Genomic DNA, 21185 nt, shown 5'->3' on the forward strand with positions numbered 1-21185 from the left:
GGCCGAGCTCGTGATACGAACTCGGCCGCCGCGTCGTGGCAGAAGCGTCAGCGGCGCTTCTTCGGCGGATCCTTGCGCAGCAGATCCGGACCGATGATGCGGCGCACCACGCGGCGGGCGAGGCTGCGCCGCCGCACCGGCTGCTGCGCGGGCCGCGCCTGCGGCGCCGCCGGAGCGGGAGCCGCGTCCGGGATCGGCACCACCGGCTCGGCCGGTGCAGCGGGCTGGGCCACCGGCGTCAAGTCGGCGGCCGTTCCTTGCGGGGATCTCCGCGCCGCCGGTTCGGGGGTCGCGGCACGCGCGGTGGGCGGGTCCGGGTTGAGCCGCTTGGCGAACTCCGGCCGCTCATCCCGGATCGCCGGGATGTAGGGCTGGGTCACCTCGACTCGATCCGGCCGCGGCACCGACGGCTCCGAACGCGGCAGGAAGTCCTCCGGCCGGGCCGTGGGGCCTTGCGGGGTAGCGGGCGGTGCCGGTGCCGCATCGAGGGGCAATTCTCCGACGAAGCGAGTGGTCACGGGCCCGGCGTCAGGCCGCGAACGGTCCTGCTGCTCGGGCGAGACCGCCGGCTGGAACCAGGGGCGAACTAGATCGTCTTGAACAGTCATCCGTATCGACTCTGCGGGGAGCAAACGGCCAGTACCACCAGTGGGTGACCCACCAGCGGATCAGACCCTACCGGTAACGGACCGGTAAAGCACCACCCGAGTGGGCGCGAAATGTGGGTGAGTCACCGCGCACCGTCACCGCCAGTGCGCGGCATCGCGCTCAACTGCGACGATCAACCCGACCGCTAGGGCCGAAGGCGGGATGCGTTCCCCGCCACACCCCGCCGCTCGTCGCCGACCGTGAGCACGAACACGGGCCGCCGGGGGCGGTTCCGGCGCATCCGTGCTCACGGTCAGTGTCGGTGCGCGCCCACATCCCCGGTCCGCAGCCCGCCCGCGCAACGCACAGCAACCGCTCCCGTCGTCGCGGACCCGCCGGGAGCGAGGTCGCCGAGCGACCACCGGTGTCGAACCGGAGCGGGACCTAGCGGGGAGGCGGCCACGTGCCGCACGGCCAGGTGCCGTCCCAGCCGCTGTTGCCGGCGCCGAGGCGAACGTCGAACGCGCCCGCCTCCGGGCAGTTGTACACACCGGCCGCGCCCACCGACTCCGCGACGACGTCGCGCAACTCCGCCGAACCCGCCGTCTCGGCCTGCACGACCACGGTTCCCACTCCGCGCAGCTGCGCGCCGTCCACGGTGACGCCGCGGACCTCGTGGCCCTGTCCGCCGCCGGAGACGAACTCGAACACCCCGTACGGGCTGTCGACGGCCGTGGTGGCGGTGATCCGCACGTCGGCGTCGATCGGCGAGTCGAACGCGTCCACCCGCAACGCCCCCATCGGGTGCTGCCAGTTCGGGTTCATCGCACCCGTGCGCACCAGCTCGTTGCCCTCGACGGTGATCGTGCCCCGCAGCGGGAAGAACGGTTCCCCGAACGCCTGGTTCGAGATCGCGATCCCGCTGCCCAGCGCGTTGGTGTCGGCCACCAGGTTCTCGCGCACCACGAGGTCGGTGCCGCCGTAGAGCGCGATGCCGTTGGCCAGGTTCGGCGCCACCACCGTGTTCCCGGTGAACTCGCTGCCGCTGTTGGGCGCGTTGAGCGACCACATCGCCAGCGCGTCGTCACCGGTGTTGCGCAGGAAGTTGCCGCGCACCCGCACCCGGTTCGCCGACCCGTTGAGGTTGAGCCCGTCGGCGGTGGTGTCCAGGATCCGGTTGCCCTCGACCAGCAGGTCGTCGTTGACGCCGGTCAGCCACAACCCGACCTTCAAGTGCTGCAACCACAACCCGCTGACCTCCGACCCGGCGCCGAGGCTGCCGGTGACGAAGTTGTCCGGCGCGTCGTCGACGCGGTCGGTGACCTCGCCGATCACCGCGAAGTCCCGCAGCCGGACGCCGCCGACCGCCTCGGTCTGGTCGATCAGGTGCGAGCTCAGCAGCACCGACCGCCACGGCCCGGCACCGGTGATCGCGACCTGGTCCACCGGCAGCGGCGAGTCGACGCGGAACCGGCCCTCCGGCACCCACACCTCGCCGCCCGCGGCCTTGGCCTGCTCGATGGCGGCGGTGAACGCCTGCGCCGAATCCGCGGCACCCGTGGGATCGGCGCCGGCGTCGAGCACCGACACCGCGCCCTCCGGTGCCGGCGGGGCGGGCGCGACCTGCTCGAAGTCGGCGACGTCGACGGTGTACGACGACACCGACTCCGGTTCCAGCCGCACCACGTCCCCGGCGTGCACGTCCCGGCCCAGCAGCAGCCTCGCGTGGTCGAACAGGTGGTGGGTCTCGGAGCCGACGATGCCGGGGGTGTCGAGGTAGGAGTACTCGCTGGTGACCTCCAGCGCGTGCTCCAGCCGCTGCCCGTTGACCGACACCGCCACCGAACCGCTCGTCCCGTCGGGCACGTTGCCCGACACCGTGACCGCGTTCGCGTCCGCGCCGACGGTGAACTCCACGTATTGACCGGGCCCGTGCAAGGTCACCGCGCGCCGCCCCGACGCCTCCGAGGCGAGGCTGCCCTGGGTGAGGTCGGGGCCGATCGCGGTGCCGTTGGTGGCGGCGTCCTCGGCCTCCATCGACACGAACGGCGTCTGCGCGCCCGCGCGCGGCGCCGCCGCGGCCGGGGTGGTCGGCGCCGGTCGCGGCGCGGCGGACGGTTTCGCGGGAACGGTGAACGCGACGGTGCCGGCGACGACGATCGTCGCCGCGGCCACCGCGGTGCAGCGGCACCACAACGGATCGCGAGCGGGGGAGGGCAAGTCGGGGCTTCGCACAGCACTTCCTTCACGTCGGAGCGGGCGGGGCCGGGCGGCGAAATGCCGCTCACCAGCCTGAAAGCGCTCACACGGTAGGGCCGGACCGGCCCCGCGCCACCCCGATGGCAAGATCACGACAGGCCGGGCTGCTCCACGCGCAGCAGTACCCCCCGCACGGCCCGCCGCCGTCCGCCGCAGGTGCCGCCGACCCGCCCGCACCCACTCGGCGGCACGGTCACGCCGGCGCGTGGTGCACGACGTCGGCGCCCATCGCAACCGGCCAGTGCTCGGCGCGCGACCGCACCTCCGCCGCCCGCGACCGCAGCCCGTCGGCCTCGGCGTCGTCGGCGGCGCGCCCGGCCTGGCGTTCCAGGAATCCGGCGAAGTCGTGCTGCTGATCGCGGTGCCAGCCCGTCTGGTCCTCGTGCAGCAGCGCCAGCGGACGGGTGCCGACCTCGGCCGGGTAGGTCTTGGCCAACCGCCACGCCAGCCGCGCGCACGCCAGCGCGTCGGCGGCCGAGTCGTGCGCGGCGTCGAGGCGCACCCGGTAGTGCTCGCACAACGCGCCCAAGGTGCGCTTGCCCTTGCGGTAGCGGTCCAGGCGCTTGTCCAGGCACCGCGGATCCACCACCGGCCCGGTCAGCGCCAGTTCGCGGCCGTGGTGGCGCCGCAGCTCGCTGGTCAGCAGCGACAGGTCGAACGGCGCGTTGAACACGCACAGCGGGGCCGACGCGTTCCACGCCGAGGTGAGCGCCTCGGTGATCTCGGCGGTCACCTCCGCGGCGTCGCGGCCGTGCTCGCGGGCGTGCTCGGTGCTGATCCCGTGGACCTCGGCGGCCTCGGCGGGGATCTCCACTCCGGGATCGGCCAGCCACGTGCGCACCTGCGGCGCCGCACCCGGCTGGATCGAGATCAAGGTGCCGGTGACGATGCGGTCGGTCTCGGTGTCGGTGCCGGTGGTTTCCAGGTCGAAGGCCAGCAGCGGCCCATCGGCCCAGGACGACGCGGAGTTGCTCATGATCGAACCGTATCGAGATCCACCGACGCGTCCACCCGCCGCGCCAGGCGGCGCCCGATCGGTGCGGTTCCCGGGCCGCTCGTGGCTAGAGTCGATCGTGCACCCGGCGCACCGCGAAGGAGATACGCATCGTGACCGACCCGCTCGCCACCACCACGTCCGGACGGGTCCGCGGTCGTCACCGCGGCGGGATCGCGCGGTTCGACGCCGTGCCCTACGCGGCCGCGCCCGTCGGGGACCTGCGCTTCGCCGCACCGCGCCCGGCACCTGCCTGGGACGGGGTGCGCGACGCCACGAATCCGGGGCCGATCGCGCCGCAAGCGGTCGGTGCCGACCTGCCCGACCTCGACACCGCAGTACTGCGCGGACCGGACTGGGACGGCGGGCAGGACTACCTGACCGTCGACGTCAGCACCCCCGACCCCGGCGGTGGAGGGCTGCCGGTGCTGGTGTTCGTGCACGGCGGCGCGTTCGTCAGCGGCACCGGGTCGGCGCCCCTCTACGACGGCACCTCCTTCGCGCGTTCCGGGGCGGTGCTGGTGACCGTCAACTACCGGCTCGGCGCGGAAGGGTTCGCGCCCATCGGGGTGACCAACGCGGGCCTGCGCGACCAGCTCGCCGCGCTGCGCTGGGTGCGGGACAACGCCGCCGCGTTCGGCGGCGACCCCGGCAACGTCACCGTCTTCGGCCAGTCCTCCGGGGCGATGAGCATCGCCGACCTGCTCGGGTCCCCGCTGTCGGCGGGCCTGGTGGACCGGGCGATCGTGCAGAGCGGGCACACCGGCATGACCCGCGTCCCCGCGGCGGGCCGGCGCCTGACCGACGCGCTCGCGACCGCGCTGTCGATCCCCGCCACCGTCGACGCGTTCCGCGGCGTCGCCCCCGAGCGGCTGCTGGCCGCCCAGACGGCGCTGTCGGCACCCGGCCAAGGCCCCGACCTGCGCGATGAGCACGGCCACGACCCGAGCTTCGGGCTCAGCGCCTTCCTGCCCGTGCACGGCGACGACGTGCTGCCGGTCCCGCCCGGCGAGGCGATCGCCGCGGGCGGTGCGAGCGGGGTGGACCTGCTGGTGAGCACCTGCCGCGACGAGATGTCGCTGTACCTGGCCCCGACGGGCGCCGTCGACGCCCTCACCGACGAGCAGGCCGTGGCCACGCTCGCCGCGTCCCACCCGGACCCGGCCGAGGCCCTCAAGCCTTACGGGCTGGGGGAGCGGCCCGCGGGCACGGTCCTCACCGAAGCGCTCACCGACCTGGTGTTCCGGCTGCCCGCGCGGGAATTCGCGGCGAGCCACCGCGATGCGGGTGGGCGCACCCACGTCGCGGAGTTCACGTGGCGCTCGCTCCGGTTCGACGGCCGCCTCGGCGCGTGCCACGGGCTGGAACTGCCGTTCGTGTTCCACAACCTCGACGTCGCCACCGGCCCGCGCGGCCTGCTCGGCGAGGCGCCGGACGTGGAGCTCGCCGACGTGCTGCACCGGGCGTGGGTGTCGTTCGCGGCCACCGGCGATCCCGGCTGGCCGGATCACCACGACGACCACGTGTTCCTCGCCGGACCCGCCTGAGCGCGCTCGCCCCTGGTGCCGGAGGCCGGCACCAGGGGCGGAGCCGCTACTGGGCGCTGGCCGCGGGGCGCACCACGATCTCGTTGACGTCGACCTCCGCGGGCCGGGTCACGGCGAACGCGATGGCGTCGGCGATCGCCTCCGCCGGGATCGCCACCGCCCGGTAGGCCTTCATGTCCTCGCGGGCGCGCGGATCGGAGAGGGACTCGGCGAGCTCGGATTCGGTGACACCGGGGGAGACGACGGTGACCCTGATGTCACCGGACGACTCCTGGCGCAGCCCCTCGGACACCGCGCGCACGGCGAACTTCGTGGCGCTGTAGACCGCGGAGGTCGGCACCACCTCGTAGGCGCCGACCGAGGCGACGTTGACGAACTGCCCGCCGCCCTGCTCGCGCATGATCGGCAGCGCGGCGGCGATGCCGTGCAGCACGCCGCGCAGGTTGACGTCGATCATCCGATCCCATTCGTCGACGCGGAGCTCGTGCAACGGCGACAGCGGCATCACTCCCGCGTTGTTGACCACCACGTCCACCCTGCCGTAGCGATCCCGCGCCGCGGCCGCGAAGTCCCGCACGTCGGCGGCGTCGGTGACGTCGAGCCGCCGGAACGTCGCCGTGCCGCCGGAAGCGGTGATCTGCGCGGTCAGCGCTTCGAGCCGGCCGGTGCGCCGCGCCCCGAGGAACACGTGGTGCCCGTCGGCGGCGAGGCGCCGCGCGGTGGCCTCGCCGATGCCGCTGCTCGCGCCGGTGACCGCGACGACCTTCGGTTCCCCCGTCATGCCCGCTCCTCCCGGTGCAGCACGAGGTGCTCGTGGTGGAGCACGCCGTCGCGGAGGTCGCCGGTGGCGGTGAACCCGGTGTCGTCGACGTAGTCGAGGTGGTTCCCGGTCACGGTGTAGCGGCCGGTGTAGGCGCTGCGCCGCGCCCCGCGCGCCTCGTCGTAACGCCCGTCGGCGCGCAATTCCTGCCGGATGTGGCCGTCGGCGGTGACCCAGGTGCCCACCACGTCGGCGTTCGGCTGATCTGCCGTTGTGCTCATCGTTTCGTCCTCGATCGCTGTGACTGCGTCGAGTTCGAGCTTCGGCGACCGGCGCCGCACCCGGCAGGACTCGCTGTGACGGGGTGCGCCGCACCCACCCTGCGCTGGCGGCGCCGACCTAGGCTGAGGGACATGAGCAGTGGTGAGCTGGGCGCTTTCCTGCGGGCCCGCCGCGCACAGCGGTCCCCTGATGACGCGGGCGTGCTGCACGCCGGGCGGCGCAAGGTCACCGGCCTGCGCCGCGAAGAGGTCGCGGTGCTCGCCGGGGTCAACGCCGACTACTACGCGCGGCTGGAGCAGGGCCGCGAAACCCACCCGTCGGCCCAGGTCTGCGACGCGCTGTGCCGCGCGCTGGACCTCGACGCCGACGCCCGCGACCACCTGCACCGGCTCGCCGGAACCGCCCCGGCGGGCACTCCCGACCCGGCACCGACGACCGTGAGCCCGCAGCTGCGGCAACTCATGGACGCCTCCCCGCACACCCCGGCGCTCGTGCTGGACCGGACGCTGGACGTGCTGGCCACCAACGCGCTCGCCGATGCCCTGTTCTCCCCGTTCGAGCGCGTCGACAACCTCGCGCGGATGACCTTCCTCGATCCCGCCGGGCGCCGCTTCTACGCGCGGTGGGACTGGACCGCGCAAGTCGTCGTGGCCAACCTGCGGATCGCGGAGGGCTACGCGGACCCGGCGCTACCGGACCTGGTCGCCGAGCTCAGCGCCGCCAGCGAACGGTTCCGCGCCCTGTGGGGGTCGCATTCGGTGCGCGGCAAAACCGGGGACCCCAAGCACCTGCACCACCCCGACGTCGGCCCGCTCACGCTGACCTACCAGGCGTTCGACGTGCGCAGCGCCCCCGGCCAGCAGCTGATCCTCTACCACGCGGAACCCGGCACCCCCAGCGCGCAGGCGTTGGCGCTGCTCACCAGCCTCCACGCGCCGACCCGCGAGCCGCACCGGTGAGCTCGGGTCAGGAGGACCTCGGCGGGACGAGCCGGTCGCCGTCGTCGACGAGGTCCTGGTACTGCGGGTGCTTGCCGATGTAGGCGGCGGTGTACTCGCACAGCGGCGTGACCAGCGCCCCCTCGGCGCGCACCGCGTCGAGCGCCCCGGCGGTGAGCCGCCCCGCCCAGCCCTGGCCCTGGTGGGCGTCGTCGACCTCGGTGTGGGTGATCACCACCCGCCCCGGGCTCCGCCGGTACTCGGCGAATCCGGCGAGCACGCCGTCGACGGTGATCTCGAAGCGGCTGCGGTCGGGCCGGTCGGTGACCCGCGCTGCGGACTGATCGCTCATCCCGCCCTTCTACCAGCACCCGCCCCGCACCGGAAGATCTCCGCCTCCGGTGAACGGCGAGGCCCGGAGTTCTCGCCGGGAGCGAGGCGCGCCGCAACGATCTGGGTAGGGGCGCCCGGCGCTACGACCCGCCCGTGCCCGGAGCAGCGGAGTGGCTCCTCGCCACGTCGATCATGACGGCGCGGCTCCGGCTCGAACTGCTGCGGGTGGAGCACGCGCGCGAAGCCGCGCCGGTCTTCGACGACGTGCGGCCGCACGAGTGGATCGGGGGCACGCCGTGCACGCCCGCCGAGCTGGCGGCCCGGTACCGGCGGCAAGCGGTCGGCTCGTCCTCGGACGGCACGCGGGGCTGGTTGAACCGGATGCTGCGGCGACGATCGGACGGGCGGCTGCTCGGCACCGTCCAGGCCACCCTGTCCCGGCCGCCCCGAGGGATCACCGCGGAGCTCGCCCGGGTCGTCGGACATGATCACCAGGGTGACGGCTACGGGCGTGAGGGCGCGCGAGCGATGGTGGAGTGGCTGGGCGCGCACGGCGTCGTCGAGCTCACCGCGCACGTTCATCCGCGAAACGAAGCGTCGAACGCCATCCGCGGGCGGTGGGGTTGAACGCGACGAATACGGTCTCCGATGGCGAAGTCCGCTGGCGGTCGGCCGGCGCCTCGCCGATGATCCACCGGCCGACCGCGGCGGGTGCTCGAGGTTCGGGCCGGTGCACGACGATCACATCCCTGGAGGAACCCCATGCCCGTCAGCACGATCGATCCGCGCGCGGCGCTGGTGCTCGTCGACCTGCAGAGCGGCATCACCGGCGCGCCCGGCACGCCCCGCTCCACCGATGAGGTCGTGACCCGCTCGGCGGAACTGGCCGAGGCGTTCCGCGGCCACGGCCTCCTGGTCGTGCTCGTGCGGGTCAGCTTCGCCGCCGACGGTGCCGACGCCGCACCGGGCCGCACCGACGCCCCCGGACGCTCCGGGACGCCGCCCGAAGGGTGGGACGTGATCGTCGACGAACTCGCCGGGCACCCCGAGGACGTCGTCGTGACCAAGCGCAACTGGGGCGCGTTCCACGGCACCGACCTCGACGTGCAGCTACGGCGGCGCGGCATCACCCAGGTCGTGCTCGGCGGCATCGCCACCAGCCTCGGCGTGGAATCCACCGCCCGCGCCGCCCACGAGCACGGCTACCACGTCACCCTCGCCACCGACGCCATGACCGACCTCGACGCCGACGCGCACCGCAACAGCATCGAGCGGATCTTCCCGCGCCTCGGCGAGAGCGGCACCACCGCGCAGATCCTGGACGTGCTCGCCGACACCCGCTGACGCGCCGGGGTAGGGGATCACCGCTGCGCGAGGGCGGCGATGAGGCTGCGGCCCGCGTCGCGCACGTGGTCCTCGGCGGCCTGCTCCAACGAGTCGTGCCCGGCGCGCAGCAACCGCACCAGCTCGCGGTGCTCGGCGACGACGATCTCGCGGTACTGCTCGTCGCCGAGCCGCACGCGGGTGAGCTGGAACAGGTAGATCTGCGACCGGATCGCCTGCCACGCCGCCAGCAACCGCTGATTGCCCGCCAAGCGGTAGATCCGGTCGTGGAAGTCGATGTCCAGCGCCAGCAGGCGTCCCACCTCGGCGCCCGCGGTGAGTTCGGCGGCGATGACGTCGACCTGGGCGTCGAGTTCGGCGCAGTCGTCGGCGGTGGCGCGGCCCGAGGCCGAGCGCACCGCGAGCCGTTCCAGCGCGGCCCGCAACGCGTAGACCTCCTCGGCGTCGGCCGCGGTGACCTCGATGACCTTGGTGCCGCGGTGCCAGCCGCTGCGCACCAGCCCTTCCCGGGCCAGCACCGCGAGCCCTTCGCGCACCGCGCCCCGGCTGATGTCCAGCGATGACGCCAGCTCCACCTCGCGCAGCGGGTCGCCCGGCGCGACCACTCCGGCGAAGATCGCCTCCCGGACGCGGTCGGCGGCCTCGTCGGCCAGGCCGCGGCGCTGCGCGGTGCGGATCGAACCCAACGACGATTCCATGTTCGAATGTTGACATCAGGACATGGTCGGGTCAAGGTGGCGGGAGTCCAGCGAACGGAGTCGCCATGACCTCGACCCGCCCCGCCTTCCACCTCGCCATCCCGGTCGACGACCTCGACCGCGCCCGCGCCTTCTACGGCGACGTCCTCGGCCTCGACCGAGGACGCAGCGCGGACGCGTGGGTGGATTGGAACTTCCACGGGCACCAGCTCGTCACCCACGTCGTCGACGGCCACCGCGGCGCCACCGGGCACAACCCCGTCGACGGCCACGACGTACCGGTGCCGCACTTCGGGCTGCTGCTGGCCACCGAGGACTTCCACGTGCTCGCCGACCGGCTGCGCGCCGCGGGCACCGAGTTCGTCATCGAGCCCTACCTGCGCTTCGCCGGGCAACCGGGCGAGCAGTGGACGATGTTCCTGCTCGACCCCGCGGGCAACGCGCTGGAGTTCAAGGCGTTCCGCGACGAAGCGCAGGTGTTCGCCCGGTGAGCCGCGGCGTCCTGGTCACCGGGGCCTCCCGCGGCATCGGCCGCGCCATCGCCACCGCGTTCGCCACCGCAGGCGACCGCGTCGCCGTGCACTGCTCCTCCCGCCCCGACGACGCCGCCCGCACCGTGCGGGAGCTGCCCGGGACCGGGCACGTGCTGCTGCGCGCCGACATCGCCGACCCCGGCCAGGTCCAACGGCTCGTCGCCGACGCCGTCACCGGGCTCGGCGCGCTCGACGTCCTGGTCAACAACGCGGCCGTGATGACCCCGCACCCGCCGGCCACCACCTCCTACGCCGACTGGCAGGACGCGTGGCGCTCCACCGTCGAGGTGAACCTGCTGGGCGCGGCGAACCTGAGCCACCAGGTCGCCGCGCACCTCATCGGGCGGGGCGCCGAAGGCCGCATCGTCAACGTCGGCTCGCGCGGCGCCTTCCGCGGCGAACCCGACCACCCGGCCTACGCCGCGAGCAAGGCCGCCCTGCACGCGCTCGGCCAATCCCTGGCGGTCGCATTGGGCCCGCACGGTATCGGCGTCGCTTCCGTCGCACCGGGGTTCGTCGACACCGAGCGCGTCACCGACCGGCTCGCCGGGCGGCAAGGCGAGGACATCCGCGCCCAGAGCCCGTTCCGCCGCGTCGCCGCACCCGAGGAGGTCGCCTCCGCCGTGGTCTACCTCGCGTCCCCGGAGGCGACCTGGTCCTCCGGCGCCGTGCTCGACGTCAACGGAGCGTCCTACCTGCGCACCTGATTCACCACGGCCGTGGTGCCTCGCGGCGCCGTGGCGCGGGCCGCGCGCCCGGTATCCTCGGCCGTGGCCGCCGAACCCGGCCGGGGCGGCGAGCGCGACGGAATCCCGCAGCGTCGGCAGGAGCCAGCCATGACCGAACGCAAACCGCTCGGCATGACCTTCGAGTCGTGGATCGACCGCCAGATCCGGGTGGCGCAGGAACGCGGCGACTTCAACGACCTCGAAGGCACCGGGAAACCGCTGCCCGGCGCCGGGCAACCGCACGACGAGCTGTGGTGGGTCAAGGGCTACGTCGAACGCGAAGGCCTCTCCCGCGAAGCGCTGCTACCGACTCCGCTGCAACTGCGCAAGGAGATCGAGCGGCTGCCGGAGACCGCGCGCGAACTACCCACCGAACAGGCCGTCCGCGACGTCGCCGACGACCTCAACCGCCGCATCGTCGCCTGGCTGCGCACCCCGTCCGGGCCGCAAGTGCCCATCGCGACCGTGCGCGTCGACGACCTCGTCGCCCGCTGGCGCGACGACCGCGCCGCCACCGGCCGAACGCCCACCCCGCCCGTCCAGAACCGGCCGGTCGAGCGCGACGGGCGGTGGCGGCGGTTCACCCGCTACCTGCGCGGCACCACCCGCTTCCCGGCTCGCACCCGCCCCTGAGCGCCCTGGTCAGTCGACGACGGCTCCTCGCGCCAGCACCAGGCGCACGTCGGCGAGCGCGCCGAGATCGGCACGCGGATCGCCGTGCACGACCAGCACATCGGCGTCCCGGCCCGCCGCCAGCCGCCCCGTGACCTCGCCGAGGCCGAGCGCGGCGGCACTGGAGACCGTCGCCATCTCCAGGATGCGACCCGGCGCGAACCCGAGGTGCGCGTAGAGCTCCAGAGCCCCGGCCAGGTCGTCGAACGGGCTGCCGGGAAGTCCCGCGTCGGTGCCGGTGATGAGGTCGACGCCCCGCTCGGCCATCCACGGGAGCCGCCCGTAGACCTGCTCGGCCACCTCAGGCGGCAACTTCTCGATGATCGTGCGCCAGTTCCGCGACGACGCCGCGCACGCGCGCACACCCCGGGCGGCCATCTCGGCGGCGGTCGCGGGATCACGCCGCACGCTGCGCTGACCCGTCATCCAGGAGCAGTGCTCGATGGTGCGCGCACCCGCGGCCACGGCGTCCCGGATCGCCTCGGTGCCGTGGGCGTGCGCGGCGACCGGCAACCCCAGCCGCTCCGCCTCCGCCACCAGGACCCGCAGCTGATCGCGGTCGAATTGGGAGGTCCAGCTCGGCGGGGAGTGCGGCGTGATCTGCCCGCCGGAGGCCATCACCTTGATCATGTCGACGCCGAGTTCCGCGTTGCGCCGCACCTGATCGCGGATGCCGCGGTCGGAGCCGGCGGCCGCGCCGAGGAACCAGCAGTGCCCACCGGGAACCGTCAGCGGCGGCCCGGTCGCCACGATGCGCGGGCCGCGCGCGGCACCGGCGGTGATGTCGTCGCGCACCCGCGCGGCCAGCCCACCGCGATCACCGCAGTCCCGCAGCGTCGTCACGCCCGAGCGCAGGGCCGCCAGCGCGCGCCGCCCCATCGCGTGGCGCAACGACTCGTCCGACGCCGTGCGCACGGTTTCCACCAGCGCCGCCGCATCGGCCGAGGTCTCGTCGAACGCGAGGTGCACGTGCGCGTTGACCAGCCCCGGTAGCACGGTCGCGCCGTCGAAGTGCTGCCGTCCCGTCCCTTCCGGGGCCAGCGCCAGCACTTCCCGGCACGGCCCGACCGCCACGACACGGGTGCCGTCGACGAGCACCGCACCGTCCTCGACGCACTCGCCTTCGGGGCCGGGCAACACCCGGTCCGCCGTGATCAGTCGCAGCACGCTCCGCCTCCCAGCACCGTCGCGGCCGATCCGCGAAGCACCCCGGCACCGGCAAGATCCACCGGGCGCCCGCGAAGAGGAACATCGCGGTGACGCAATTCGATCGGCCGCTGATCACCGGACCTTACCGATCACGGGTGGCTCGCCCGGCCGGATTCGTTCACACCGGAGAACCGCTCAACCGCGGGGTGAACCGGTCAGCAGCTCGTCGAGGCCACCGGCGAAGGGCGTCGCGCGCCAGTGCTCGACGGCCGGACCCACCGCGTCCGCGAGCATCGGCAACTGCGGCGCGAGCGCCAGGCACGACACGGCCCGCAGCATGCCCACCGCGTTGACGAACCGCAGCACCCGCTCGTCCAGCCCGCGCAACCCACGTCGCCGCGCCTCCTTCTCGTAGACGGCTTCGCCCTCCGGGCCGAACGACGCCAGATCCCACTCGACCGGGCCGAGCGTGGCCAGTTCGAAATCGGAGAACAGCTCACCGCCCGACGTGGGCACGATGTTGACCGCCGGAGCGTCCCCGTGGATCACCTGCAACTCCACGCCGGGGAACGCCGCCTCGAACTCCGCCCGCGAGCCGACCACCGGCCCCAGGACCTCCCACTCGCGGCGAGCGCGGTCGAGATCCACCGCCGTGATCAACTCCGGGTAGGCGGCGAGGTCGGCCAGCGCGTCGGTGACCATCCTCGGATCCGCCGCCGACAGGAACGGCAGCTCACCCGGATAGTCGCGCAACGCCGCGTGCAGCTCGGCGGTCGAGCCGCACCGGCGCGCGTAATCGGGCTCGGCGTCGTGATCGACCTCGACGAACTCCCAGAACGTCATCGAGAACCCGTCGCGCAGCACCGGTTCCCGCGCCACCAGTGGACTCGGCGGGATCACCGGGACGCCCTGCTCGGCCAGCCACGCCGCCACGTCCAGCTCGACCCGCTGCTGCGCGGACTGCTGCTCGGCGTCCACGTGGCGCGGCAGCACGGTGGGGACCCGCACGACCACCGGGGACGGCGCGAGGTGCACGACCACGGAGAACACGTCGTGCAGCACGGTCGCCGCACTCACGTCCCATCCCAGGTCGCGCCCCGCTGCCACTGCGGCGGCGCGAGCCCGTGCCGTGCGCTCGGCGAGCCGATCGGAGGTCATGAAAGCGGACATGCCGGTGATGGTGGCACCCGCGGCTCCCGCACCGCGACGCATTTTCACCTCGATCGTCGACGGCCGAGCCCTACGGCACCTGGAAACCGCCGATCACCTGCTCCAGCAGGTCGGCCAGCCGCAGCGGGGTGCGGTCCTCGAACATCGGACCGATCAGCTGCACGCCCACCGGCAGCCCCTCGGGAGACCGGCCCGCCGGCACGGCCGTGGCGGGCAGGCCGGGCATCGTGGCCACCCCCGCCCAGACGAGCTGGTCGAAGTACGGGTGCTCGACGCCGTCGACGTCGATGCGGCGCGCCAGCGCATCCGGGGCGTGGTCGTGCGGGAACGCGGGAGTCGGCGTGATCGGGCACACCACGGCGTCGAACTCGCAGAACAGCCGCCGCCAGCCGAGGCGGTGCAGCTCGCGGCGGTCGTTGACCTGGAGCCAGTCGCGGTGGCTCAGCACCATCCCGCGCAGCCGAGCCGCCTCCAGGTTCTGATCGTCCGCGCTGAGCCCGGCGGCACGGGACCGCAGCCGCTCGTAGTCGTCGACGGGGAAGTGCGCGACGGACCCCGAGAACTGCAGCTGCGTGTAGAGGATCGCGGCTTCGGCCGGATCGGGAAGCAGCTCGCTGCGCCGTTCGACGCGGCAGCCACCGTCGGCCAGCGCGTCGGCCACCCGCTCCACGCCCGCTCGCACCGCCGCCCCGGTCGGCATGAACGGGTGCTCGTCGAGGACGAGGACCCGGAAGTCGCCGAGCTGCTCGTGGCGCGCGGGCGGCAGCCGCACGTGGTGCGCCTTGCCGAGCGTCAGCGGGTCCGGCCCGGCCATGACGTCGAGCAGCAGTTCCAGGTCGCGGGCGGTGCGCGCCATCGGGCCGACGACGGCCAGGTCGAGGTCGACCGGCAAGGGCGGTGCCGTCGGCGCGACCATGCCGCGGGTCGCCGCCAGCCCGACGGTCGGCTTGTGCGCGTAGACGCCGCAGAAGTGCGCGGGGGTGCGCAACGAACCGGCGAGGTCGGAACCGAGGGACAGCGCGCCGAATCCCGACGCCAAGGCCGCCGCCGATCCGCCGGAGGACCCACCCGGGGTGCGGGCGTGGTCCCACGGATTGCGAGTGGTGCCGTAGATCTCGTTGAAGGTCTGGATGTCCTGCAGTCCCAGGGGCACGTTGGTCTTGCCGAGCACCACCGCTCCGGCGGCCTTGATCCGCGACACCTGCACCGCGTCCTCGGCCGGCACGTGGTCCCGGTGTGGCGGCATTCCCCAGGTCGTGGGCATTCCGGCGACGTCGTAGGACTCCTTGACCGTCATCGGAACACCGAGCAGGGGCCGGTCCTCGCCGCGGGCGCGCGCCCGGTCGGCCCGGTGCGCGGCGGCGCGCGCCCCGTCGAAGTCCGGCACGCAGATCGCGTTGATCACCTCGTCGTCCCGCTCGATGCGGGAGATGGCCTCCTCGGTCAGCTCCGCCGAGCTCACTTCACCGGCGCGCAACGCGGCCAGGACCGCTTCGGCCGACTGCTGGTTCCACTCCACGGATCCGAAGCTAGCGGCCTTGCGCGAAGGGCACGAAATCCCGCGTTGCACAAGGAAAAACGCAGGTCGGGAGGCAGGCGTGCCACCAGGGCGGGCAGGTGTTCGGCTGAGCCTCGCCTCGTGCAGATGACGGTGTCCGGCCAGGAGGATTCGCGCTGGCGCGGCGTCTCCCCGCGCTACCCGGTGCCCCCGGCGGAGACGCCGCTGAAGGCACCGACCCGCCCAGCTCCGCTCAGAGTTCGAGCATGACGGTCTTGGTCTCGGTGTAGGCCAGCAGCGCGTCCGGACCGTGTTCGCGGCCGATCCCGGACTCCTTGAAACCGCCGAACGGGGCCGTGCCGGGCGCCATCGCACCCCAGGTGTTCACCCAGACCGTGCCCGCGCGCAGCTCGGCGCTGACCCGGTGCGCGAGCGACACGTCCCGCGTCCACACCGACGCGGCCAGCCCGTAGCGGGTGTCGTCGGCCAGCCGCACGGCCTGCGCGGTGTCGGTGAAGCTCAGCAGCGCCGCGACCGGGCCGAAGATCTCCTCCTGCGCGACGCGCATGTCGGTGCGCACGTCCTCCAGCAGCGTCGGCGCGACGAACAGACCCGGCCGCGGCAGGCGGTGCCCGCCGGTGCTGATGGTGGCGCCCTCGGCGCGGGCGAGGTCGACGTAGCCGGTGACCCGCTCCCAATGCGCGCGGAAGGCCAGCGGCCCCAGCGTCGTGGCCGGGTCGAACGGGTCGCCCGGCACGAACCGCTCCATCGCCGCGCGCAGCAGCTCCCCGAACCGTGCGCGCACGTCCTGGTGCACGAGGATGCGGGTGCCGGCCACGCACCCCTGGCCGGTACCCATGCAGAACGCGGCTGCGGCCGCGGTGGCGGCGGCGTCCAGATCGGCGTCCGGGAACACGATGAACGGGGACTTCCCGCCCAGTTCCAGGCCGACCCGCTTGAGCGTGTCGGCCGAGGTGCGCAGCACCTGCTTGCCCACCGGGCCGGAACCGGTGAACGAGACCTTGTCCACGCCCGGGTGGCCGATCAGCGCCTGCCCGGTGCTCGCGCCGAGCCCGGTGATCACGTTGACCACTCCGGCGGGCAGGTCGACGTCGGTGAGCAGCTGCGCCAGCCGCAGCGCCGAGAGCGAACCGTGCTCGGAGGGCTTGAGCACCACGGTGTTGCCCGCTGCCAGCGCCGGAGCCAGCTTCCACGACGTCTGCAGCGCCGGGCCGTTCCAAGCGATGATCGCCGCGACCACCCCGATCGGCTGGCGCAGCGTGTAGTGCAGCCTGCCGGGACCGGCCGGGGTGGTGTGCCCGATCAGCTTCGTCGGCCAGCCCGCGTAGTGCCGGTAGACCTCCACCGCGTGCTCGACCATGCCGCGCGAGAGCGCCAGCGGCGCACCCATGTCCAGGGAATCCAGCACCGCGAGCTCCTCGCGGTGGGCCTCGACCACGTCGGCGATGCGCGACAGCACCGCCGCCCGGTGCTGCGGGGACACCGCCGACCAGGTCTCGAACGCCCGGCGGCCCGACCGCACCGCCTCGTCGACTTCGTCGGGGCCCGCGACGCCGAGCCGGGTGAGGACCTGCTCGGTGGCCGGGTCCACGGTCGGGAACGTCTCCGGTGAACGGGGCCGCTGCCGACGCCCGTCGATGAGGAAACCGAGCGGGTCCTCGTCGAGCAGCGCGGGACGAGGGCGGGTGGCGGACGTGGACATGGGAACCTCCAGGATGGTGCCGATCTCTGGTCGGTTCGAGCTTCACCGCGACCGGCCGGAACCGGGGCGTTGCGCGAGTCCCTGGGAATCGCAGTCCCACCCGGCCCGGCGCGGCTGCGGCAGATGGGGACATGGTCGGCACACGGGCACATCAGCTCGCCGAGTTCCTGCGCACCCGCCGCGGCCGGGTGCGCCCGGCGGACCTCGGCTTGGAGCCCGGCAGCGGACGCAAGGTCACCGGCCTGCGCCGCGAGGAACTGGCGATGCTGGCCGGGGTCAGCACGGATTACTACCAGCGCATCGAGCAGGGCAGGGACGTCCGGCCGTCCGATCACGTGCTCGACGCGCTCGCCCGCGCCCTGGATCTGACCGAGGACGAGACCCGGCACCTGCACATGCTCGGCCGAGCGGTGCGGCGCCCCGCCGCGGCGCGACGCCGCACGCGCGAACACGTCCCGGACACGACCCGCCGATTGCTGCACACCATGACCGGACCGGCGCTCGTGCTGAGCAGCCACCTCGACGTGCTGGCGTGGAACGCGCTGGCAGGCAGCCTCTTCGGCGGTTTGGACGCGGTGCCCGCCGCTGAACGCAACGTGCTGCGCGCGATCTTCCTCAACCCCGACGCCCCGCAGGTGTGCCCCGACTGGGAGGCCAGCGCGATCGAGTACATCGGGATGCTGCGCGCCGCCGCGGCCACCGACCCCGATCACCCGCGCCTGCAGGAACTGGTCGGTGAGCTGAGCGTGCGCGGCCCGCGGTTCCCGAAGTTGTGGGCCCGCCACGACGTGCGGGAGAAGACCCGCGGCCGCAAGGTCTTCCACCACCCCCAGGCCGGGGCCATGACTCTCGACTGGGACGCCTACCCGCTGCCCGGCCGTCCCGGCCCCACGCTGATCGCCTACACCGCGGTCCCCGGTTCCGCCGATGACGAGCGGCTCCGCGCGCTGGCCAGCCTGCTCAGCACCGAACCCGCACCGGCCTCGGCCCGCCAGGTGGGCACGCGGCTCTGAGCGGTCACCGCTCCTCGCCAGGCGGAGCCGCCGGGGTCTCCTGCGCACGCCCGGTTTCCGGTGTGGGCTGCTGCGGGGCGTAGCGCTCCAGCACGGAGCGGGCGCGGTCGGCCACGTCCTCGGCGTCGGACACGAGGACATCGGCCAGTTCGCCGTGCAGCCGCCCGAACCGCTCGTGGGCCGCGGCAGCGGTGGCGCGCTGGTCTGCGAGGTCGTGGGTGAGCACTCGGATCTGCTCGTGCAGCGGGGCTAGAGCGTCGGCGTAGGAGCGGGTCGCCTCGGTGAGCCGGTCGGTGAGTTCCCCGACGCGTCCCTCGGCCGCCGAACGGTCCGCCTGCATCCGCTGGGTGAACTCGTCGGCCTGCGCGCGCAGCCGCTGCTGGTGGTGCTCGTCGAGTTCCCGGCGCAACTCCTGCTGGGCCTGCTCGTGCTCCCGGCGCAGCACGTCGACGCGGTCGAGCGCCGTGGCGCGCTCGCCGGCGAGGGCGTTGTGCAGTTCGGTGATGTGCTGCTGGGCGGTGGTGGCCTGCTCCAGCGCGGCCTGCCGGTCCGCCCCGGCGCGGGTGGTCTCGTCGCGCGCGGCGTCGCGATCCGCGAGTGCCTGATCGCGTTCCTGGCCGGCGTGCGTCGCGCGCTCCACGGCCTCGTCCCGTTCGGCGGTGGCCGCTTCGGCCCGCGCGTCGGCCTGCTGCGCGGCCGAGAGCGCTTCGTCGCGTTCGGCGACGGCCGCGCGAGCGGTGTCCTGCGCGTCGGTGCGCGCGGTCTCGGCTTCCTGGCGTGCGTCGAGCGCTCGGGCCAGCTCGGCGGTGGCGAGCTGTTCGAGACCGGCGATCTCGTCGTGCACCGGCGCGAGCGCACCCTTGAGGTCGGCCAGCCGGTCCCGGAGGCCACCGAGGTCGACCTTCGTCATCGGCTGGTCCGGGCCGTAGACCTGCATCCAGATCTCGCGCTGCTCGTCGAGCATCGCGCACGTGATCGTCTTCGCGCCCCAGTTGCCGTAGCGGTCGGAGTCGGCGGGGCAGTAGGGCGTGGGCCGCCCGCCCTTGGACGGCACCGGGGGCAGCGGTTCTCCGCAGTAGGCGCAGTGGGCGTCGAGCCCTTCGGCCATCGCGCGCAGCGTCCGCTCCCGCCGCTGCGCCCGCGTTCCCCGCCGCACCGGCGCTTCCGGGCGGTCCTCCTCGCCCTCGCCGGTTCCCTCCGCCACGTCCGGCGACTGCTCCATCTTTGCGCGCCCCTCTCATCCGATTCACCTGCGGAAAGCATCAAAACCATGATCTTCAGTTGCGAATCATAACACCAGGTTAGAGTTTTAAAACCTAAACCAAACTCCTGGGGATTCCGATCGACACCATATGGATAACCAGGATTATGGATATAGTGGGATCTTAGGGTCGAGCCGTCGAGTCGAGGGCTTGCAATAGTGCAAAACGGACAGCCGCCCGGCTGATCCGGAGAGCGGAAGGGCAGCGGGGGCTATCGGGGTGCGCAAGTGAATCGCCCCGGCGTGGCACCCGGCCGCGACATGGCGATCAAGCCAGAGGCAGCGGGTAGCCGCAGGGGTACGGGCGCCGAGAGCGCCATCGGGCGAACTTGGGCACGTCAGCGAAACGATCATGCCCACCGGACACTTAAGTCACGGTGACGAAAAGAATCAGGCTGCGAGACCGCTCAAGGCCTGCGGCTGCGGAAGGTGCGGCGCAGGTCTTCCACCCAGGCCTCGGGGTTCTCCCAGGGGATGAAGTGACCGCCGCGCTCGTGGGCGGTGGCGTTGACGTGGTTGAACCAGGCGGCCTGCGGGCTGTTCTCGAACGCCCGGACCCGCTCGGCCGCGGTGCGGATGCCGGGCGGGTTCTCGTAGGTGACGAAGGTGAGGCCGACCGGTGCCTGCACGACCGGGCTGCGGTCGTGCGCGGGAGCCCAGGGGTGGCGGTTGGCGTTGGCGTAGTAGCGCATCGAGGTGGCGATGGAGTTGTTCACCCAGTAGATCGTGGCGTGGGTGAGCAGGTCGTCCTTGCTGAACACGGACTCGACGTCGCCGCCGTTGTCGCTCCAGGAGTTCCAGCGCTCCAGCAGCCATGCGAGCAATCCGGCGGGGGAGTCGCTGAGTCCGTGGGCGAGGGTGGCGCCGTCGAGCATGTGCACGGCCAGGTGCGACGCCGACCGGCGGTCCAGTTCGACGAGGCGGGCGCGGACGTCGACGGGCTGGTCGTCGGACAGCGGCCGGTTGCGGGCGAAGTCCCAGGCCCTGGGTCCGGTGAAGAAGTCCAGCGGCAGCCCGGAACCGATGTGGATGCCGTAGAGCTCGTCGGCGTACTTGTGGCCGAGCTGGCTGGAGATGATCCCGCCGATGTCGCAGCCCCCGGCGGCGTAGCGCTCGTAGCCCAGGGTCTCGGTCATCAGCACGTGCCAGAGGTCGGCGACCTTCCAGAAGTTGACGTCCGGGAAACCGGTCAGCGGGCCGGGGAAACCGAACCCGGGCAGCGAGGGCACGATCACGTCGAACGCGTCGGCGGGGTCACCGCCGGACGCGGCCGGGTCGGCGAGCGGGTCGATCACCTTCGACCAGTGCCAGAACGTCCACGGCCAGCCGTGGGTGAGGATCAGCGGGATCGGGGCGGGGCCGCGCCCGAGTTTGCGCATGAAGTGCACGGGCACGCCCGAGACGGTCGCCTCGTAGTGCTCGTAGGCGTTGATCGCGGCTTCGGCGGCTCGCCAGTCGTAGCCGTCGCGCCAGTACTCCACCAGGTCCCGCAGGTAGCCGGCCGGGACGCCGTAGGACCAGTCCTCGTTGCCCTCGTCCAGCGGTGACCGGGTCGCGCCGAGGCGGGCGCGCAGGTCGTCGAGGACGTCGTCGGGAACGTGGATCGCGGTGGCATGCGGCGTCATGGCGTGGTCCTCAGCGGAGTAGGACGAGTTGATCTCCACATCTTCTCCTGCGGCACGGCCGACCGCCCTG

Annotated in this window: 21 protein-coding genes; 8 read left to right on the forward strand and 13 right to left on the reverse strand. The window is 73.2% G+C overall.

From position 1 onward, the window contains the following. Positions 1-47: 47 nt before the first annotated feature. The 3 genes from ACWD38_RS00580 to ACWD38_RS00590 form a co-directional block, all read right to left on the reverse strand. Entirely contained in the window at positions 48-518 is a 471-nt protein-coding gene (locus ACWD38_RS00580) for a hypothetical protein (RefSeq protein ID WP_450123002.1), read from the reverse strand. A gap of 514 nt (positions 519-1032) precedes the next feature. Beyond that, on the reverse strand, positions 1033-2823 hold the full coding sequence (locus ACWD38_RS00585) for a glycosyl hydrolase family 28-related protein (protein ID WP_221315810.1): 1791 nt from the start codon (positions 2821-2823) through the stop codon (positions 1033-1035). A gap of 217 nt (positions 2824-3040) precedes the next feature. Then, positions 3041-3823, reverse strand: coding sequence for an exonuclease domain-containing protein (locus ACWD38_RS00590; protein WP_184479247.1), 783 nt, complete (start codon positions 3821-3823; stop codon positions 3041-3043). 131 nt (positions 3824-3954) lie between these two features. Here ACWD38_RS00590 and ACWD38_RS00595 point away from each other — a divergent pair, with 131 nt between their 5' ends. After that, positions 3955-5388 (forward strand): carboxylesterase family protein, encoded by a 1434-nt coding sequence (locus ACWD38_RS00595; protein WP_184479248.1) that lies wholly within the window; start codon positions 3955-3957, stop codon positions 5386-5388. 46 nt (positions 5389-5434) lie between these two features. Here the strand turns inward: ACWD38_RS00595 and ACWD38_RS00600 are convergent, their stop codons facing one another. Then, positions 5435-6169, reverse strand: a complete 735-nt coding sequence (locus tag ACWD38_RS00600) for an SDR family oxidoreductase (RefSeq protein ID WP_450123003.1) — start codon at positions 6167-6169, stop codon at positions 5435-5437. Next, the gene (locus tag ACWD38_RS00605) at positions 6166-6429 is read right to left on the reverse strand and encodes an Atu4866 domain-containing protein (RefSeq protein WP_184479250.1); all 264 of its coding nucleotides are present in this window, start codon (positions 6427-6429) and stop codon (positions 6166-6168) included. Before ACWD38_RS00605 ends, ACWD38_RS00600 begins: the two co-directional genes overlap by 4 nt. Positions 6430-6561: 132 nt before the next feature. Between ACWD38_RS00605 and ACWD38_RS00610 the strand changes: the two genes are divergently transcribed. Beyond that, entirely contained in the window at positions 6562-7389 is an 828-nt protein-coding gene (locus tag ACWD38_RS00610) for a helix-turn-helix transcriptional regulator (RefSeq protein WP_184479251.1), read from the forward strand. A 7-nt stretch (positions 7390-7396) separates the two neighbouring features. Here the strand turns inward: ACWD38_RS00610 and ACWD38_RS00615 are convergent, their stop codons facing one another. Further along, entirely contained in the window at positions 7397-7720 is a 324-nt protein-coding gene (locus ACWD38_RS00615; protein ID WP_184479252.1) for a GNAT family N-acetyltransferase, read from the reverse strand. A 134-nt stretch (positions 7721-7854) separates the two neighbouring features. Between ACWD38_RS00615 and ACWD38_RS00620 the strand changes: the two genes are divergently transcribed. Both ACWD38_RS00620 and ACWD38_RS00625 read left to right on the forward strand, forming a co-directional pair. Further along, positions 7855-8328, forward strand: coding sequence for a GNAT family N-acetyltransferase (locus ACWD38_RS00620; protein WP_221315811.1), 474 nt, complete (start codon positions 7855-7857; stop codon positions 8326-8328). Positions 8329-8463: 135 nt separating this feature from the next. Then, positions 8464-9045 (forward strand): isochorismatase family protein, encoded by a 582-nt coding sequence (locus ACWD38_RS00625; RefSeq protein ID WP_184479253.1) that lies wholly within the window; start codon positions 8464-8466, stop codon positions 9043-9045. Between the two features lie 17 nt (positions 9046-9062). On the opposite strand, the gene ACWD38_RS00630 is transcribed toward ACWD38_RS00625, so the two are convergent. Beyond that, positions 9063-9743 carry a GntR family transcriptional regulator gene (locus tag ACWD38_RS00630; RefSeq protein WP_184479254.1) on the reverse strand — a complete coding sequence of 227 codons (681 nt, stop codon included), beginning with the start codon at positions 9741-9743 and terminating at the stop codon, positions 9063-9065. Positions 9744-9808: 65 nt separating this feature from the next. Between ACWD38_RS00630 and ACWD38_RS00635 the strand changes: the two genes are divergently transcribed. The 3 genes from ACWD38_RS00635 to ACWD38_RS00645 all read left to right on the forward strand — a co-directional run bounded on the left by ACWD38_RS00635 (position 9809) and on the right by ACWD38_RS00645 (position 11637). Beyond that, entirely contained in the window at positions 9809-10234 is a 426-nt protein-coding gene (locus ACWD38_RS00635; protein WP_184479255.1) for a VOC family protein, read from the forward strand. After that, positions 10231-10983 (forward strand): SDR family oxidoreductase, encoded by a 753-nt coding sequence (locus ACWD38_RS00640; protein WP_184479256.1) that lies wholly within the window; start codon positions 10231-10233, stop codon positions 10981-10983. The genes ACWD38_RS00635 and ACWD38_RS00640 overlap by 4 nt, the downstream gene beginning before the upstream one ends. 129 nt (positions 10984-11112) lie before the next feature. After that, entirely contained in the window at positions 11113-11637 is a 525-nt protein-coding gene (locus ACWD38_RS00645) for a DnaJ family domain-containing protein (protein ID WP_450123004.1), read from the forward strand. 9 nt (positions 11638-11646) lie between these two features. Here the strand turns inward: ACWD38_RS00645 and ACWD38_RS00650 are convergent, their stop codons facing one another. The 4 genes from ACWD38_RS00650 to ACWD38_RS00665 form a co-directional block, all read right to left on the reverse strand. Next, on the reverse strand, positions 11647-12843 hold the full coding sequence (locus tag ACWD38_RS00650; protein ID WP_450123005.1) for an amidohydrolase family protein: 1197 nt from the start codon (positions 12841-12843) through the stop codon (positions 11647-11649). Between the two features lie 177 nt (positions 12844-13020). Beyond that, on the reverse strand, positions 13021-13995 hold the full coding sequence (locus tag ACWD38_RS00655; RefSeq protein ID WP_450123006.1) for a phosphotransferase: 975 nt from the start codon (positions 13993-13995) through the stop codon (positions 13021-13023). A gap of 70 nt (positions 13996-14065) precedes the next feature. Further along, positions 14066-15514 carry an amidase gene (locus ACWD38_RS00660; RefSeq protein ID WP_450123007.1) on the reverse strand — a complete coding sequence of 483 codons (1449 nt, stop codon included), beginning with the start codon at positions 15512-15514 and terminating at the stop codon, positions 14066-14068. Between the two features lie 232 nt (positions 15515-15746). Then, the gene (locus tag ACWD38_RS00665; protein WP_450123008.1) at positions 15747-17216 is read right to left on the reverse strand and encodes an aldehyde dehydrogenase family protein; all 1470 of its coding nucleotides are present in this window, start codon (positions 17214-17216) and stop codon (positions 15747-15749) included. Between the two features lie 131 nt (positions 17217-17347). Here ACWD38_RS00665 and ACWD38_RS00670 point away from each other — a divergent pair, with 131 nt between their 5' ends. After that, positions 17348-18229 carry a helix-turn-helix transcriptional regulator gene (locus ACWD38_RS00670; protein WP_450123009.1) on the forward strand — a complete coding sequence of 294 codons (882 nt, stop codon included), beginning with the start codon at positions 17348-17350 and terminating at the stop codon, positions 18227-18229. 4 nt (positions 18230-18233) lie between these two features. Here the strand turns inward: ACWD38_RS00670 and ACWD38_RS00675 are convergent, their stop codons facing one another. Both ACWD38_RS00675 and ACWD38_RS00680 read right to left on the reverse strand, forming a co-directional pair. Continuing rightward, on the reverse strand, positions 18234-19451 hold the full coding sequence (locus ACWD38_RS00675) for a hypothetical protein (RefSeq protein WP_450123010.1): 1218 nt from the start codon (positions 19449-19451) through the stop codon (positions 18234-18236). A 446-nt stretch (positions 19452-19897) separates the two neighbouring features. Continuing rightward, positions 19898-21154 carry an epoxide hydrolase family protein gene (locus ACWD38_RS00680; RefSeq protein ID WP_450123011.1) on the reverse strand — a complete coding sequence of 419 codons (1257 nt, stop codon included), beginning with the start codon at positions 21152-21154 and terminating at the stop codon, positions 19898-19900. Positions 21155-21185 lie beyond the last annotated feature (31 nt).

This window comes from Saccharopolyspora sp. NPDC002578 (assembly GCF_053592695.1).